This is a genomic window from Pseudidiomarina mangrovi (assembly GCF_003999375.1).
Lineage (GTDB): Bacteria > Pseudomonadota > Gammaproteobacteria > Enterobacterales > Alteromonadaceae > Pseudidiomarina > Pseudidiomarina mangrovi.
The window spans coordinates 18,491-33,490 of the sequence record NZ_RJLC01000014.1; the positions used below are offsets into that span (position 1 = coordinate 18,491).

Here is a 15,000-nt window from a genome sequence, read left to right on the forward strand (position 1 = left end):
GTGGCCGATAGTACCGACGTTTACGTGCGGTTTGACGCGGTTAAATTTTTCTTTTGACATGACAGCCTCTTAATTTGAACAACTTACTTGGGTTCAACACGTTTATGTATGTATTACGCTAACCGTATACATTGGTGTTTGGCTGGGAGAGAACGTTGAGATTGGACCGAATAAATGGTGCTGATAGGCGGAATTGAACCGCCGACCTCACCCTTACCAAGGGTGCGCTCTACCACCTGAGCTATATCAGCACGACATGTTTTCATGGAGCGGGTAGTGGGAATCGAACCCACATCATCAGCTTGGAAGGCTGAGGTAATAGCCATTATACGATACCCGCTTGCCTTGAATCGGGCCACCTCATACCATTCTGAACTCACCGCATTTAACATCAATGCAAATTGGTGGAGGGGGCAGGATTCGAACCTGCGAAGGCTGAGCCGTCAGATTTACAGTCTGATCCCTTTGACCGCTCGGGAACCCCTCCAGACAAATTTTGAGTTGGTGCCGGCACCAAGAGTCGAACTCGGGACCTACTGATTACAAGTCAGTTGCTCTACCAACTGAGCTATACCGGCACCCCGGTTAGGTGGACGGCATTCTATTGGATCGATTTTATCTATGCAATAGAAAAAGCCATTTTTTTTGCCCTTTGCGGCGTGATCGCTTAATTAGCGAACGGATGCCGCAGAATAATGGTTTCAACGCGGTCTGGCCCGGTTGAAATGATATCCACTGGAACGCCGGTTAATACTTCAATGCGCTTGATATAGGCTAAGGCTTCAATCGGTAAATCTTGATGCCGAGTGATGCCCACCGTGCTCTGCTGCCAACCCGGCATAGTTTCGTAAATTGGCTCGACGTTGTCGTAATCTTCGGCGGCCATAGGCGGGTAATCGGTGACGCTGCCACAGGGTAACTTGTAGCCAGTACAAATTTTCAATTCGGTGAGGCCATCGAGTACGTCTAGCTTAGTCAAACAGAAACCGCTGACGGAGTTGATTTGCACCGCACGGCGAGCCGCTACCGCATCAAACCAACCGGTACGACGTTTACGCCCAGTGGTAGCACCAAATTCGTGACCTTTGACGCCTAAATGCTCGCCTACGGCGTCATCGAGTTCGGTTGGGAATGGGCCACTGCCAACACGCGTGGTATACGCCTTGACGATGCCAAGTACGTAATCGATGTAACGTGGACCAAAGCCAGCACCAGTTGATACGCCACCGGCAGTGGTGTTCGATGAGGTCACGTACGGATAAGTACCGTGGTCGATATCTAACAAGGTGCCTTGGGCGCCTTCAAACATGATGTGCTGACCGTCTTTGCGGGCGTCATCAAGCAATGATGGAATATCGGCAATTAAATCTTTCAGGTATTGGGCGATGCCGCGGCAGTACTCGAGCACTTGCTCGACGTCAACGGCGTCCACTTTGTAGTAGTTGACCAAGGTGAAGTTATGGAAGGCCACCACATCGCGCAGTTTTTCTTCAAACCGCTCAAAATGGCATAAATCGCCAACCCGCAGGCCGCGACGCGCAACTTTATCTTCATAAGCTGGGCCGATACCACGACCGGTGGTGCCAATCGGCTTATCGCCACGGGCTTTTTCACGCGCTTGGTCAAGCGCTACATGGTACGGCAGAATCAGTGGACAGGCTTCGCTAATCAGCAAGCGCTCACGCACTGGCACGCCTTTGGCTTCGAGCATGCCGATTTCTTTCATCAGCGCTTCAGGTGACAGCACCACACCGTTACCGATCACACAGCGCACGTTGTCGCGTAAAACGCCTGATGGGATCAGGTGCAAGACGGTTTTTTGCCCGTCAATAACCAGGGTGTGGCCGGCGTTGTGACCGCCTTGGTAACGCACCACTAATGATGCTTTATCGGTAAGTAAATCAACGATCTTACCTTTGCCTTCGTCACCCCATTGCGTGCCGAGAATTACGACGTTTTTACCCATGATGCTGATACCAGATGTTTGTGACCATTAAAAATGCTAGGTGCTGTTGAAAAAACAGCCGTGGATTTTAGCAGACTATCGCTGTTCACGGTAGCCCGATCAGAGCTGCTGCAAGGCCTTTTTTAGCTGCTGATAATCGCTGGCGTCGTGATATAAGGCAAAGCCAAAGCGCAAGCGGTCACCGCGATAATCGGTTTCAATACCGGCGGCGGCAAGCTGTTGCGCGAGCTCAGTCACCAGCTCAGCAGTTGGTAATTGGTAGGTGAAAAAGTGGCCGTGATCGGCGCCGGCATGATGTAACCGGTTGCTTTCATTGAGTAGCGGGTGATTCAGCTCACTGAGCACCTGTAAACAAGCACGTTGTAGCTGCTGCACATGCTGGTGGATTTGGTCTACGCTGAGGTGATCACCTTGCCACCAATCAAGTACCGCTTGCAGCCGGTACAGCGCGCTGAAATCCATGGTGGCACCTGCAAAGCGATAGCCATCGTTGGCATAACTGACTGGCCCCGCTTGGGGTTTGGCTAAATTGGCAAAATCAGCAAACCAGCCGGTATATTCTGGGCGTAACTGGCAGTGTTTGGGCACCGCCATAAAGCAACAGCCCTCGCCTGCCTGTAAGTACTTATAGGCCCCAGCTAGGTAAAAAACACGGTCGGCCACCGCGCTCAAATCGGTAGGAATAGCACCACAACCATGATAGCCATCAATCACCACTTCGGTACTCGGCTCCACCCATGGCAACCAGTCGCTGACATGGGGTGCAATCACCCCTGAATTGTAAAATACCTGACTGATAAAAATGAGCTGATAACCGCCGGTTTTTACCGCCGCCAGCCAACGCTCAGGAAAACTTGCGAAGGGCTGTGTTGCAATAGTGGTCACGCGCACATTCGGGCGTTCTTGGAGGCGTCGAAGTTGCCGGCTGAAGCTATGAAACTCACTATCGGTGGTCAGTACACGCAAAGGTTGCTCGGCACTGAAACAAGTCATTAAGCGATAGAGTAATTCGTGGGTATTACTGGCAAATACCAATTGTTGCGGGTCAGGGTGGTTCAGCAACTGCGCTAAACCACGCTGCACGGCAGGGATACGCTCGGCAAAAATAGTATCCCATTTGTGGTCAACGCCAGCGGCACTATCGGTCCAATAGTCCAGCTGCGCTTGGCGGGTCACATCAGGCCAATAATGATGGCTGTGTGGCGCCAAGTGCAAGCTGTTTGGATGCTGACTAATAAAGCCCTGATAGTGCTGCTTGTAGCTCACCATGGCCGCTTATCAATTAGCCTTTACCGCTCAACGATTTCAGATAACGGAAGAAATCGCTTTCTGGTTCTAACACTAAAATGTCATTGCCGTTGGCAAAGCTCGCCTCATAGGCTTGCAAGCTGCGCATGAAGGCATAAAATTCAGGGTCGCGATTGTAGGCCTTGGCATAAATACCGGCCGCTTCTGCTTCACCTTCACCACGAATCTGCCGTGATTCACGCTCAGCGTCAGCCAACATCACCGTCACCCGGGCGTCGACATCGGCACGAATGAATTCAGCCTGTTCTTGACCTTCTGAGCGGTGCTCCATGGCTACCGCTTGACGCTCTGCCCGCATACGCTGGAAGATCGATTGACTCACTTCATTCGGCAGGTTGATTTGCATGACCCGCACGTCAATCACTTCGATACCCAGTTCTTGGGCGCTATCAGCACTTTTGATCAGCGCGTCGCGCATCAAGTCATCACGCTCACCAGAAACGATGTCTTTAATGGTACGGTTACCGAATTCAGCACGCAGACCACTGTTAACTCGACGTGTTAACAAGTCTTCGGCTTGACGCTGGTTGCCGCCATTGGTTGATAAATAATAGGTGGCAAAATCAGAAATACGCCACTTCACATAGGTATCAACAATTAAGTCTTTTTTCTCGCTGGTGGTAAAACGGTCGGCTTCGCCATCAAGTGTTTTGAAGCGCGCGTCCATGGCTTTCACTTGCTCAATAAAGGGCAATTTGAAATGCAGGCCTGGCTCAAACACTTTCGGCAAACCGGTATCAGCATCACGCTGTACCTTACCGAATTGCACCACAATAGCGCGCTCGCCTTCATTGACTACAAATAACGATGAAAAGCCAAGTACGGCTGCGACAATCACTAAAACTGCAAATAGATTTTTCATGCGTTAGCCTCTCCCACTGCTACGGTCAACGGTACGACCCATATCGTTCATACCACCACTTTGGGTAGTTGGTTGACGTTGTTGCGGCAGCGTTAAGGGTTGTTCTTTCTGCTGTTGCAACTGATTCTGGGTGGCGCCGCCACGTTGGGTTTCAAGAATTTTATCGAGTGGCAGATAGAGCATATTGTTGCTGCCCTCTACGTCGACCATGATCTTGGCGCTGTTGGCATAGATTTTTTCTAAGGTTTCGATATACAAACGCTCGCGGGTAACCACTGGTGCAGCTTTATATTGCGGCAACAATTGTTCAAAGCGAGCTACTTCACCCTGGGCTTTTAAGATAGTTTGCTCACGGTAGGCTTGCGCATCTTGTTGGATACGGCGCACCTGACCACGCGCTAGCGGCTCGCGCTCACGCGCATAGGCTTCAGCTTCACGAATGTAACGTTGCTCATCTTCTTGTGCTGAAATCGCGTCATCGAAAGCATCTTTAACTGCTTCTGGCGGACGCGCCGGCAGTAAGTTCACGTCAACCACTTGAATGCCCAACTGATAGGGTTGGATCATGGTTTCAAGAAGTTCCAGTGTACGGCTACGCACCACTTCACGGCCAACGGTCAGTACTTCATCCATTGAGCTGTGGCCTACCACATAACGTAAGGCTGAGTCGGTTGCTTGAGCTAAGCTGCGGTCGGCATTTTCCACGGCGAACAAATAATCACGTGGATTAACCACACGGTATTGTACGTCCAGCTCTACCTGCACCACGTTCTCATCCTGAGTCAGCATAAAGCCTTCAGATTGGAACTGCTTGACGTTGTTAACGTCCACCGTTTGTACGCTGTCGATGAACACTGGCCGCCAATGCAAGCCCGACTCGACTAAATCAGAGTACTGACCGAAGCGCAAGACCACGCCACGTTCAGCTTCTTTGACGGTATAAAAACCAGCAATAAACCAGATCGCCACAGCAATAATTGCAATCACACCGAAACCGCGTGATGCCGCACCACCGCTGCTACCGCCGCCATTGGCAGGGCGTTTATTACCGCCACCAAAGCCAAGCTTACTCAGCAAGTTACGAACCGCTTCATCAAGATCGGGTGGACCTTGCTCGCGTCCGCCCTGGTTTTTCCATGGATCACGGTCATTTTGATTGCCGTTTCCCGGTTGGTTCCAAGCCATTGAATACTCCACTTAAGAGTTGATACTACCAGTTAAAAAATCGGGTCTGCTATTCTACAAATGCTTGCAGACTATCGCCATATTCGTCGCTGACCTGCTTACACAAACGCTGCCAGTCTACCTGTGACATACGTACTTGCATGGCCATTTGACCATCATCGCTCGGTTGTTCTGCGGTCACACTGTTTAAGGCGTACAGCTTACCACGTAACTTACCCATTGAGGGCGGAATTCGTAACGACAGATTCACCATCTGCGGCCGCAAGCGTTGTACCAGCGCCTGTTGCACCAGCTCCACGCCAGCGCCAGTTTGCGCCGATAACCACACGCGCATCGGCTTACCTTGCTCATCATAATCAATACGCGGGCTGAGTTCTGGCACTTGGTCAATTTTGTTACAAATGATTAATTGCGGCACTTCATCGGCGCCAATTTCCGTCAATACATCCTGCACTTGCAGCATATTGTCTTGTTGGCGATCGTCGTTGATGTCCATCACATGCAACAACAGGTCTGCTTCTTGGGTTTCTTGCAAAGTAGCCTTGAAGGCAGCAACGAGGTCGTGCGGCAAATGTCGAATAAAGCCAACCGTATCGGCCAAAATCACCGTGCCCACATCAGCAAGTTCGAGCTTACGCAACGTTGGGTCTAGCGTTGCGAACAATTGGTCAGCAGCATACACGCCGGCTTCTGTGATGCGATTAAACAAGGTGGATTTACCGGCGTTGGTGTAGCCCACCAGTGATACCGTTGGAATTTCTGCCCGTTGCCGTGCGCGCCGCCCTTGCTCACGTTGCTTCTGGACTTTCTCCAGTCGGCCAAGAATATTTTTGATGCGGCCACGAATTAAGCGGCGGTCGGTTTCTAGCTGGGTTTCACCCGGGCCACGCAAGCCGATACCACCCTTTTGCCGTTCTAAGTGAGTCCAGCCTCGCACCAGGCGGGTAGAAATATGCTTAAGCTGCGCCAGCTCCACTTGTAACTTACCTTCGTGGGTACGTGCACGCTGGGCGAAGATATCTAGAATTAAGCCAGTACGATCGACCACCCGGCATTGGCAAAGTTTTTCAAGGTTACGTTCTTGCGTGGGGCTTAAGCTGTGGTTGAAGATCACCACGTTGGCACCGAGCAGCTTGACCTGTTCAGCAATTTCTTCGGCTTTACCGCTACCAACAAAATAACGCGAGCTGGGCGTGCTGCGCGAGGCGGTCACCACCCCAAGGGTGGTAACACCGGCAGAGCTCACCAGTAATTTCAGTTCAGAGAGGTCTTCACGATCTATTTCTGCGTGAAAATCAACATGCACCAGGACAGCCTGTTCACCACTTTCAAACCTATCAAACAAGCTATCACTACTCCTGCGTTAGTTAATCAACAGCGTCTTCGCTACCATCTGGGGTCGGCAAATAGTTTGCCGGAATTCGCGCTGGTACAACCGTAGAAATGGCATGTTTGTAAACCATTTGACTGACGGTATTCTTCAATAAGATTACGAATTGATCGAAACTTTCGATCTGGCCCTGCAACTTAATACCATTGACCAAATAAATTGATACTGGAACGCGCTCGCGCCGTAACGCGTTCAAAAATGGGTCTTGTAACGTTTGCCCCTTCGCCATGTCTGCATCCTTTTTTTTGTTGTTATTGTTTGTATCTAGCAGCGATCAACTTCATCCTTTTGCCAGTTCACTATCACTATAGAACAAGCTGCAAAAATTCACAGTGTCGATACAACTATTTTACCAATAGTTTGAATATATGGCTGATTTGCCGCTTTTCAAGGGAGCAAATCGGTAAACTGTTGGCCCGCTTGTTGGCACGCTAACCAAGCTTGCTGCTCGGCATCTGCAGCCAAGCTATCGAGCCATTGCACACCGGGCCATTTGCGTAACCAAGTCAGTTGCCGTTTGGCCAGCTGACGACTGGCAAAAATACCGCGATTAATCATCTCTTCATAAGCGCTAGCGCCGTCACCGTAATCGCCGTCGAGATACTCCCACATTTGTCGATAGCCGACGCTACGAATAGCGGGTAGATCGCGGTGCAGATCACCACGCGCACGTAAGGCTTCAACTTCTGCTTGTAGTCCTGCTGAGACCATTTGCCGAAATCGAAGTTCAATACGTTCATGCAGTAGGGTTCGGCTCACTGGCGCTACAGCCAGCTGTACCACCGGGTACGGCAGGGCGCCATGGCGCTCAGCGGTCAAGCTGGTGAGGCTGCTGCCAGTGGTCAGAAAGACCTCGAGTGCCCGGGTGATCCGTTGCGGGTCATTGGGGTGAATACGCGCGGCGCTAACTGGGTCAACCGCAGCGAGTTGTTGATGTAATAAGGCACTACCCTGCTGGTCGAGGCGCTGCTGTAATTCCGCGCGTATGGCCGGATCAGCAGCCGGTAACTTGGACATGCCCTCGAGCAATGCTTTGAAATACAGCATGGTGCCGCCCACCAACAACGGCGTGCGACCGGCGGCAATAATGGCGTCTATGTGTTGGCGAGCGTCGTGCGCAAACTGTGCCGCTGAATAACTCTCGCTGGGGTCGCAGATATCAATCAGTCGATGCGGCGCCAGCGCCAGTTCTGCCGCGGTTGGTTTGGCTGAGCCAATATCCATACCGCGATAAATCAATGCCGAATCAACGGAAATGATATCCGCCGGTAAACGCTGCGCCAGTGCAATAGCTAAGGCGGTTTTACCCGCCGCCGTGGGCCCGTACAAGCAGATGACTTTGGCGTTAGCGGTCATTTGAGTGGCTCCGCCAAGGTCGGCAGCGTCAGTGCCACGGTATACTGCGGCGGCTGTTGCCACTGCAACCACTGCTGCAACCAATGTTCCGCTTGGGTTGCACTGTACTGCGTAGCGACCTGCAACTGCGCCAACCACAGCCACAAACTTTGCGGCAACTGCTCTTGGTCGGCGGCGCGATCACATAGGCGCGCCAACAACTCCGGCAAGGTCTGATTGATGTTGGTTTGCCGCAGCGCTGAGGGTACTTGCTTCACGATGCACTGTTGCCGTTGCCACTCTAACATTACCCCTAACCGTGCTAGCAATGCTGGTGGAATTTGCTTAGCCTGCGCGATCGCTTCGCTATTGCTCAATTGCACCGGTATCAATAACGGTTGACCGGCTAAACCGGTAGTAAACTGCTCGGCATACTGTGCCGCTAGAGCGCGTTGCTGCACCCGTTGCAAATCAAGTAATAGCAATGGTGCCGACTGCCCCTGCTCGAGTAGCCGTTGTAGCAAGGCAAAACGCTGCTGCACTACGGTCAATACCCGCCACGGCATGCTGGTGTTCGAGCCGAGCGGTACGCTTGCCGGTGGCGTTGTACTTGATGATGCTGGCTCCACTGTGGGCACCGATTTGGGCACCACTGTGGGTTCCATGACGGCCGGCAATGGCGAGCGGTTGAGCGGCTGCAGCGCCTGTAACTGCGCAGCAATATCAGCCGCAGCGGGGCGATACTGATGCTGAGCCCGCTGCCAATCAGGCTGTGCTGTGCTCGCTGCGCTGCTAGTTGCGCTCGTGGTAGCTAATGGCGGTGGCGGTCGCTGCAACAAGGGGCGCAGCGCTTGCATAATAAAGTCATGGATTTGCCGCGCTTGCTGAAAGCGTACTTCGTGCTTAGCCGGGTGCACGTTGACATCAACCTCACTGGCCGGCAGCTCCAAATACAGCACAAAAGTTGGGCTGCGTTCATCGTGCAGTTGATCGCCGTAGGCTTGACGTATGGCATGACCGAGCAAACGGTCTTTGAGCATCCGCCCATTCACGTAAAAATACTGCACATCGGCTTGATGACGACAGGCTTGCGGTGGGCTTATCCAACCCCACAGCCGCCAGCTCGCTGCACTCTCGTCAACATAAGCAGCTTCTTCCACAAAGCCGCTACCACACACCCGCGCCACGCGGTCGGCATAACCGCTGGTGCTTACTGCGGGATACTGACGCACTAATTTATGATTGTGATTGAGGCTAAAACGCACATCAAAACGCGCTAGGGCAAGGCGTTTAACCACTTCATCAATATGCGCGAATTCGGTTTTGTCGGTACGCAAGAACTTGCGCCGCGCCGGGGTATTGAAGAACAAATCTTGCACATCCACAGTGGTACCGTTTGGGTGACTGGCCGGTTGAATATGCGCGGTCATATCGCGCCCTTCTACCCAAGCCTCCCAGGCTTCGCTTTGTGCTGCGGTTTTCGAGGTCAGGGTCAAGCGTGCTACTGAACTGATACTCGCGAGTGCCTCGCCACGAAAACCCATGCTCAGAATGGCTTCTAAATCGGCCAGCGAGCTAATCTTGCTGGTGGCATGACGGCTCAACGCCAGGCTCAGTTCATGCTGAGCAATACCACTGCCGTTATCGCGAATACGAATACGTCGACGACCGCCCTGCTCAATGTCAATAACAATGGCGTCAGCGCCAGCATCTAAACTATTTTCGACCAGTTCCTTGACCACCGATGAGGGTCGTTCGATCACTTCGCCGGCGGCTATCTGATTGGCCAAACTGATGGGGAGTAATTTAATCGGCATAGCGCGCTCCTACCGAGAGCTCGGAATTTGCAGCTTTTGGCCGATACGTACGGTGTCGCTTTTAAGGTTGTTATGTTGCTTGATGGCCGCCACCGAGGTGTTATAGCGCTTAGCAATCACCGACAAACTCTCGCCGCGTTTGACCACATGCTCCATAGAGCGGCTGGTGGCAAACAGGGTACCGTCGGGTGGTTTACGGGTAAAATGCGCGCGCACACCATTATAAATAGCACGAGCAAGTTGCTGCTGATGCTTGTTACTGGCTAATAGCTTTTCTTCATCAGGATTTGAGATAAACCCGGTTTCGACCAGCATGGACGGCACATTACCGGCGGTTAGCACGGCAAAGCTGGCATGCTGCGGTTCGCGTTTGTGCAAGCGAGTGATTTTACCGAGCTCGCTGACCACCTCTTGTGCCGCCTCAAAGCCAATGGTCATGATGCCGTCTAGTTGCACGCCGGCTAAAATACGCTGCAACTGGTTATCTTGATCGGTTTCACTGCTATCGATGCCGGCCAGCACATCACCAAGCCGCTCTTTATCTTCGAGTAAGCGACCTAACTCAGTATTGGCGCGGCGCGTGGATAATACCCACACCGATGCGCCGCGTGGCTGCGGTGAGGTAAAGGCATCGGCGTGAATTGAAATCAACAAATCGGCATTAATTTCTTCGGCTTTGCGTGAGCGCCCGCGCAACCCTACATAATAGTCACCCGTGCGAATTAAATAGGCTTGCATGCCGGGGTCGGCATTGATCATATCGGCTAAGGCTTTGGCGACGCTCAGAACCACGCGCTTTTCTTGCAAGCCGGTGGGGCCAATCGAGCCCGGATCATTGCCGCCATGACCAGCATCAATAGCAATGGTGACCTTGCGCTCTTGCAGTTGATCAACACTCAAGGCCTGTTCGCTGCGTTTGACACTTTGTCCGGGTAAATCCACCACCAGGCGGTGACCAAAGCCATCACCGGGCGGCAACACAAAAAGCGTTGGAGTGAGTTTTTGCGCCAGCTCAAATACCACCCGGGTACCGCCTTTAGTAGCTGGGGTGCTGGTACGAAGTTTATTAATCAGCAACGATTCGGTCGGCACGCTGGCGAGATTCACCGCTAGTTGCGTGGCTTTAAAGTCGATCACCAAGCGGTGCGGCAAATTGTCGTCAATGGTGAAATAGGAATAATCGGGAGCTGCAGATAGGTCAAACACCACCCGCGTTTTGTCTGGCTCTGGGCCAACGCGCACGGCAGCAATACTGGTGCTGCCCCATGCTGGTGACAGGGCTAACAGCAACAGCAGACAAATGAGTAGGCCTAAGCTTCGCTGGTTCACAGTGTTTCGAGTAATCCTCGACCTCGTTCGGTTAGCGCTTCGAGTGTCATTGATCGCGCTGTACCCGCATAATCAATGCTTATGGTTATATCGGCTTTGGGTAACCAGCCGCTACCGCGCTGGGGCCATTCCGCCAAAATGATATGATGTTCACCAAGGTAATCACGAATGCCCATGAATTCAAGCTCTTCTGGGTCGGCCAAACGGTAAAGATCAAAATGATGCAGTTGCCACGGTGGCAGTTGATAACTTTCTACCAAGGTATAGGTTGGGCTTTTGACCTTGCCGCTGTGACCTAAAGCCTGAATAAAGCCCCGACTAAAGGTGGTTTTACCAGCTCCTAGCTCACCATAAAGGTAGAGCGTGAGGGTGGCAGAATTGCCTTGCAGCGACACCTGCTCAGCAAGGCGCGCAGCAATCGCCATTAAGGTTGCTTCATCGAGCGCTAAAAATTGTTTTACGTGCATGCCCTAACCTTTATCACACTTGGTTTACTGGGCTAAGTGTACCATGTTCTGTCAGCTTCGCAGCAGGTGCAGTGCGGCGTTTTGTTTGCTATTTTGTAAGCCTCAATGAGTGGACAGCTAAGGCATGAGCATGGATTTTCAGCAACTCGCAGCAGACATAAAACAGTGGGGTAAAGAACTTGGCTTTCAAAAAGTCGGCATCACTGATCTTGATGTGAGCGCCGAGCAAGCTGCCCTGAAACGCTGGCTCGAGCTCGGCATGCACGGCGAAATGGATTATCTAGCGCGGCATGCTGAGCTGCGCGCTGACCCAGCCTTGCTTCACCCCGGCAGCGTGCGGGCGATTTCAGTACGCATGAATTACCTGCCCGCCGAAGCTGGTTTTGCCCGCACCCTGAAAAATCCACGCTTGGGTTATATCAGCCGCTACGCGCTGGGTCGCGACTACCACAAATTGCTGCGTAACCGCCTCAAACAGCTGGGTCAACGCATTCAACAGGCTTGTGCTGAGCTCGACTATCGGCCATTTGTTGATTCGGCGCCGATTATGGAGCGCCCGCTGGCAGTAAAAGCTGGTCTCGGCTGGACCGGCAAGCACACCTTAGTACTCGATGAACAAGGCGGATCATGGTTCTTTTTAGGCGAGCTGCTGGTTAACTTACCGTTGCCGACGGATCAACCGGTGCAGGAGAAATGCGGTAGTTGCACCGCCTGTATCACCATTTGCCCCACCCAAGCCATTATTGAACCCTATGTGCTAGATGCGCGGCGCTGTATTTCCTATCTGACTATTGAGTTGAAAGGCGCAATTCCCGAACAATTTCGGCCGCTGCTTGGTAATCGTATTTATGGCTGCGATGATTGCCAGCTGGTGTGCCCGTGGAACCGTTATGCCAAGCTTACCGACGAGGGTGATTTTGCTCCACGTAAAGACCTGCATGCACCCGAACTGTTGACCTTATGGCAATGGGATGAAGCACAGTTTTTGCGCCAAACTGAAGGGTCGCCGATTCGCCGCATCGGCTTTGAACGTTGGTCGCGTAATCTGGCTGTGGCGTTGGGTAATGCTACCGCTGCCGAAGATATTATCGCTGCTCTCGAACAGCGCTTGCCGAGTGCGTCTGCACTGGTGGCGGAGCACATTGAATGGGCACTAGCGCGCCAGCGCAGTGGCGTGGCGCAGGTTGAGAAGCAAGTGTTGCGCTTGGTACGGGCGGTGGAGCGTGGCTTACCGCGCGATGCCTAAGCGCACCAGTGCACTACTTGAAACCGCGAGTAAACTGGCGGGTGATGTCAAAGTACAGATCAAACTCGCGCTGCTCATCCTCATAGGTAACGGTCATCACGTCGTACCAACGGTCGTTGTCGCTAATCAGCGCTTGGCTGACCGGTTTAAGCCCCATGAATTCTAGGTAGCTGTATAGCTCTTGCATGTCATAGGTTGTCATGGCTGTAGCAACGGAACTGCCATCGCCGCTGCTATCAATTGACGCCAGCAACCCCCGCACTACCGAATCATGAAAGTCGGCTTGCTGGTTATTACCCAATTCGCGATGGCACACCATGGCCAAAAAATGCCCTTGAAGATGGCCATATTGGCGCGCTAGTACTTTCTCGACGGCCACGAGGCATTCGGCAAACTGCTGTTGCTCGAACAGTTCGATAGCATCATCCACTGAACGCTCGATATAAGGCCTATAGCTAGCAGTGCGGGTAAAGGACTCGCGCAACTTGGCAAAATCAGCTTGGCTGTCTGCGCTTTTAATCCAGGCGATTTGCTGCTCATATTCGGCCGTGGCAGCCAGCTCACTGGCACTCGACGCTGGGTCTTGCACCGACGCACAAGCAGCTAAAAATAGACTGACCGATAGCACTAACCAGCGTTGTATAGGGCGTAATACATTAATCATGGACCTGATTTCCTCCAGCTTTTTTAGCGCGGTACATGGCGCTGTCGGCGTGATGCAATAATGCTTCAGCACTATCACCATGCACCGGGTACATCGCTAAACCAATACTTGCGGGCATCGGTATTCGTTCAGATTTAACGGTAAACGGTTGGCGCAAAGCCTGCACCACTTTATCAGCGATACGGTGAACTTGGTCGCTAGTCTCTACACTATCAATCAGCAATACAAACTCGTCACCACCAAAACGCGCTACGGTATCGGTTTCACGAACCTGATGTTTTAGGCGCTCGGCAACATCAATTAATAACTGATCGCCGACTAAGTGGCCAAACACGTCATTGACCTGCTTGAATTTATCTAAATCAATGAATAGCACAGCCAATTGTCGGGTCTCGCGGCGAACGCGACTCATCGCCATATGTAAGCGATCACGAAACAACTGGCGATTCGGTAGCCCCGTCAACGGGTCAAAAAATGCAATACGCTGCAGTCGTTCTAGGGTTTGTTTTGTGTGTGTGACATCACGCGCTACGGCTACCCGCACTTGATCCGTAGCCGACCATTGCGCCGACCAGAGAATATCCACCACCGAGCCATCTTTACGAATATAGCGATTCTCAAAATCAATCTTGTAATCACCGTGCATAATTTCGCTGGCAGTTTTTAATGTGCGCTCACGGTCATCGGGGTGCACCATGCTGATCATCGGCCGCCCGACCATTTCTTCTGGGCTATAACCGAAAATACGCTCACAACCAGTGCTGACATAAATAAAAATGCCCTCTTTATTGACCACACAAATGGCTTCTAAGAGCACATCTAAATACTGGCTAAGATTAAAGTTTGCTTGTTCCATTAGCTTGGCTGCGACTCCTTCACTGTCTTTAATAATTGCACAAAGAAGTCGGCTCCTTTGCGCCGCGCAAATTCAATATTTCGAGCCACAATATCATCAGCATCATCGGCGTTTTGCATCACTCGGCTGACATCGGCTTCACGCAAAATATGCAGCACCGGGTAGGGTGCGCGATTGGTGTAATTGGCCGGGTCATTGGCGTGGCTACCGGCAAAACAATAGTCAGGATGAAAGCTAGCCAACTGGTAAATGCCTTCGTAACCCTCTAGCGCCAACAATTCGGTGGCCATGTCGAGCAGGTCCAAGTACTGATAAAAGTCATCGTAACCGCTTGGTACTATTAGCAGCGTGGTGGCGGTTTGCGGGTTGTCATCAAGCCACTGACACTCGGCAATGAGCTGCGCTAACACTGACGCTGTATCACTGCTATCCGCTTGCACATAACGAATACTATCGCGCTCTAATTCAGCGCGGGCAAACGGACAAATGTTGTACTTAACAATAACGCCCGCAACCCACGCTTTGGTTTGTGTGATCTCAGCAGACATGGCGGCGGTCTCAGTTATAAAAGTATG

The 15,000-nt window shown here is 52.1% G+C and carries 14 protein-coding genes and 4 tRNA genes; 1 reads left to right on the forward strand and 17 read right to left on the reverse strand.

Translation table 11 applies throughout. The features are described from left to right. Nucleotides 1–175: 175 nt before the first annotated feature. The 14 genes from EFO84_RS05815 to tsaE form a co-directional block, all read right to left on the reverse strand. Nucleotides 176–251, reverse strand: a tRNA-Thr gene (locus EFO84_RS05815). A gap of 14 nt (nt 252–265) precedes the next feature. Next, nucleotides 266–340, reverse strand: a tRNA-Gly gene (locus EFO84_RS05820). A gap of 62 nt (nt 341–402) precedes the next feature. After that, a tRNA-Tyr gene (locus EFO84_RS05825) sits at nt 403–487 on the reverse strand. Between the two features lie 15 nt (nt 488–502). After that, nucleotides 503–578: transfer RNA gene (locus EFO84_RS05830), tRNA-Thr, on the reverse strand. An 89-nt stretch (nt 579–667) separates the two neighbouring features. Next, nucleotides 668–1,966, reverse strand: a complete 1,299-nt coding sequence (locus EFO84_RS05835) for an adenylosuccinate synthase (protein ID WP_127347120.1) — start codon at nt 1,964–1,966, stop codon at nt 668–670. Nucleotides 1,967–2,065: 99 nt separating this feature from the next. Further along, nucleotides 2,066–3,235, reverse strand: a complete 1,170-nt coding sequence (locus EFO84_RS05840) for an aminotransferase class V-fold PLP-dependent enzyme (protein ID WP_127347121.1) — start codon at nt 3,233–3,235, stop codon at nt 2,066–2,068. A 13-nt stretch (nt 3,236–3,248) separates the two neighbouring features. Beyond that, nucleotides 3,249–4,136, reverse strand: a complete 888-nt coding sequence (gene hflC / locus EFO84_RS05845) for a protease modulator HflC (protein ID WP_127347122.1) — start codon at nt 4,134–4,136, stop codon at nt 3,249–3,251. Nucleotides 4,137–4,139: 3 nt separating this feature from the next. Beyond that, complete coding sequence (gene hflK / locus EFO84_RS05850; RefSeq protein ID WP_127347123.1) at nt 4,140–5,321, reverse strand: FtsH protease activity modulator HflK; 1,182 nt, start codon at nt 5,319–5,321, stop codon at nt 4,140–4,142. Nucleotides 5,322–5,370: 49 nt separating this feature from the next. Further along, nucleotides 5,371–6,666, reverse strand: coding sequence for a ribosome rescue GTPase HflX (gene hflX, locus EFO84_RS05855; protein ID WP_127347124.1), 1,296 nt, complete (start codon nt 6,664–6,666; stop codon nt 5,371–5,373). Between the two features lie 22 nt (nt 6,667–6,688). Continuing rightward, a complete protein-coding gene (gene hfq, locus EFO84_RS05860; protein WP_127347125.1) occupies nt 6,689–6,940 on the reverse strand; it encodes an RNA chaperone Hfq in 252 nt (83 codons plus the stop codon). Between the two features lie 158 nt (nt 6,941–7,098). After that, complete coding sequence (gene miaA, locus EFO84_RS05865; RefSeq protein WP_127347433.1) at nt 7,099–8,067, reverse strand: tRNA (adenosine(37)-N6)-dimethylallyltransferase MiaA; 969 nt, start codon at nt 8,065–8,067, stop codon at nt 7,099–7,101. Beyond that, the gene (mutL, locus tag EFO84_RS05870; protein ID WP_127347126.1) at nt 8,064–9,863 is read right to left on the reverse strand and encodes a DNA mismatch repair endonuclease MutL; all 1,800 of its coding nucleotides are present in this window, start codon (nt 9,861–9,863) and stop codon (nt 8,064–8,066) included. Before mutL ends, miaA begins: the two co-directional genes overlap by 4 nt. Before the next feature lie 9 nt (nt 9,864–9,872). Beyond that, entirely contained in the window at nt 9,873–11,192 is a 1,320-nt protein-coding gene (locus EFO84_RS05875; protein WP_127347127.1) for an N-acetylmuramoyl-L-alanine amidase, read from the reverse strand. Further along, the gene (tsaE, locus tag EFO84_RS05880) at nt 11,189–11,659 is read right to left on the reverse strand and encodes a tRNA (adenosine(37)-N6)-threonylcarbamoyltransferase complex ATPase subunit type 1 TsaE (RefSeq protein ID WP_127347128.1); all 471 of its coding nucleotides are present in this window, start codon (nt 11,657–11,659) and stop codon (nt 11,189–11,191) included. Before tsaE ends, EFO84_RS05875 begins: the two co-directional genes overlap by 4 nt. 124 nt (nt 11,660–11,783) lie before the next feature. On the opposite strand from tsaE, the gene queG reads away from it, so the two are divergent. Beyond that, the gene (queG, locus tag EFO84_RS05885; protein WP_127347129.1) at nt 11,784–12,905 is read left to right on the forward strand and encodes a tRNA epoxyqueuosine(34) reductase QueG; all 1,122 of its coding nucleotides are present in this window, start codon (nt 11,784–11,786) and stop codon (nt 12,903–12,905) included. A 13-nt stretch (nt 12,906–12,918) separates the two neighbouring features. Here queG and EFO84_RS05890 read toward each other — a convergent pair whose 3' ends face one another. Genes EFO84_RS05890 through EFO84_RS05900 form a run of 3 tightly spaced genes read right to left on the reverse strand, consistent with a single transcriptional unit; the run spans nt 12,919 to nt 14,973 of the window. Then, nucleotides 12,919–13,569, reverse strand: a complete 651-nt coding sequence (locus tag EFO84_RS05890; RefSeq protein WP_127347130.1) for a DUF4919 domain-containing protein — start codon at nt 13,567–13,569, stop codon at nt 12,919–12,921. Continuing rightward, nucleotides 13,562–14,425, reverse strand: coding sequence for a sensor domain-containing protein (locus EFO84_RS05895; RefSeq protein ID WP_127347131.1), 864 nt, complete (start codon nt 14,423–14,425; stop codon nt 13,562–13,564). Before EFO84_RS05895 ends, EFO84_RS05890 begins: the two co-directional genes overlap by 8 nt. Then, a complete protein-coding gene (locus EFO84_RS05900) occupies nt 14,425–14,973 on the reverse strand; it encodes a DUF1415 domain-containing protein (protein WP_127347132.1) in 549 nt (182 codons plus the stop codon). The genes EFO84_RS05895 and EFO84_RS05900 overlap by 1 nt, the downstream gene beginning before the upstream one ends. Nucleotides 14,974–15,000: the final 27 nt, after the last annotated feature.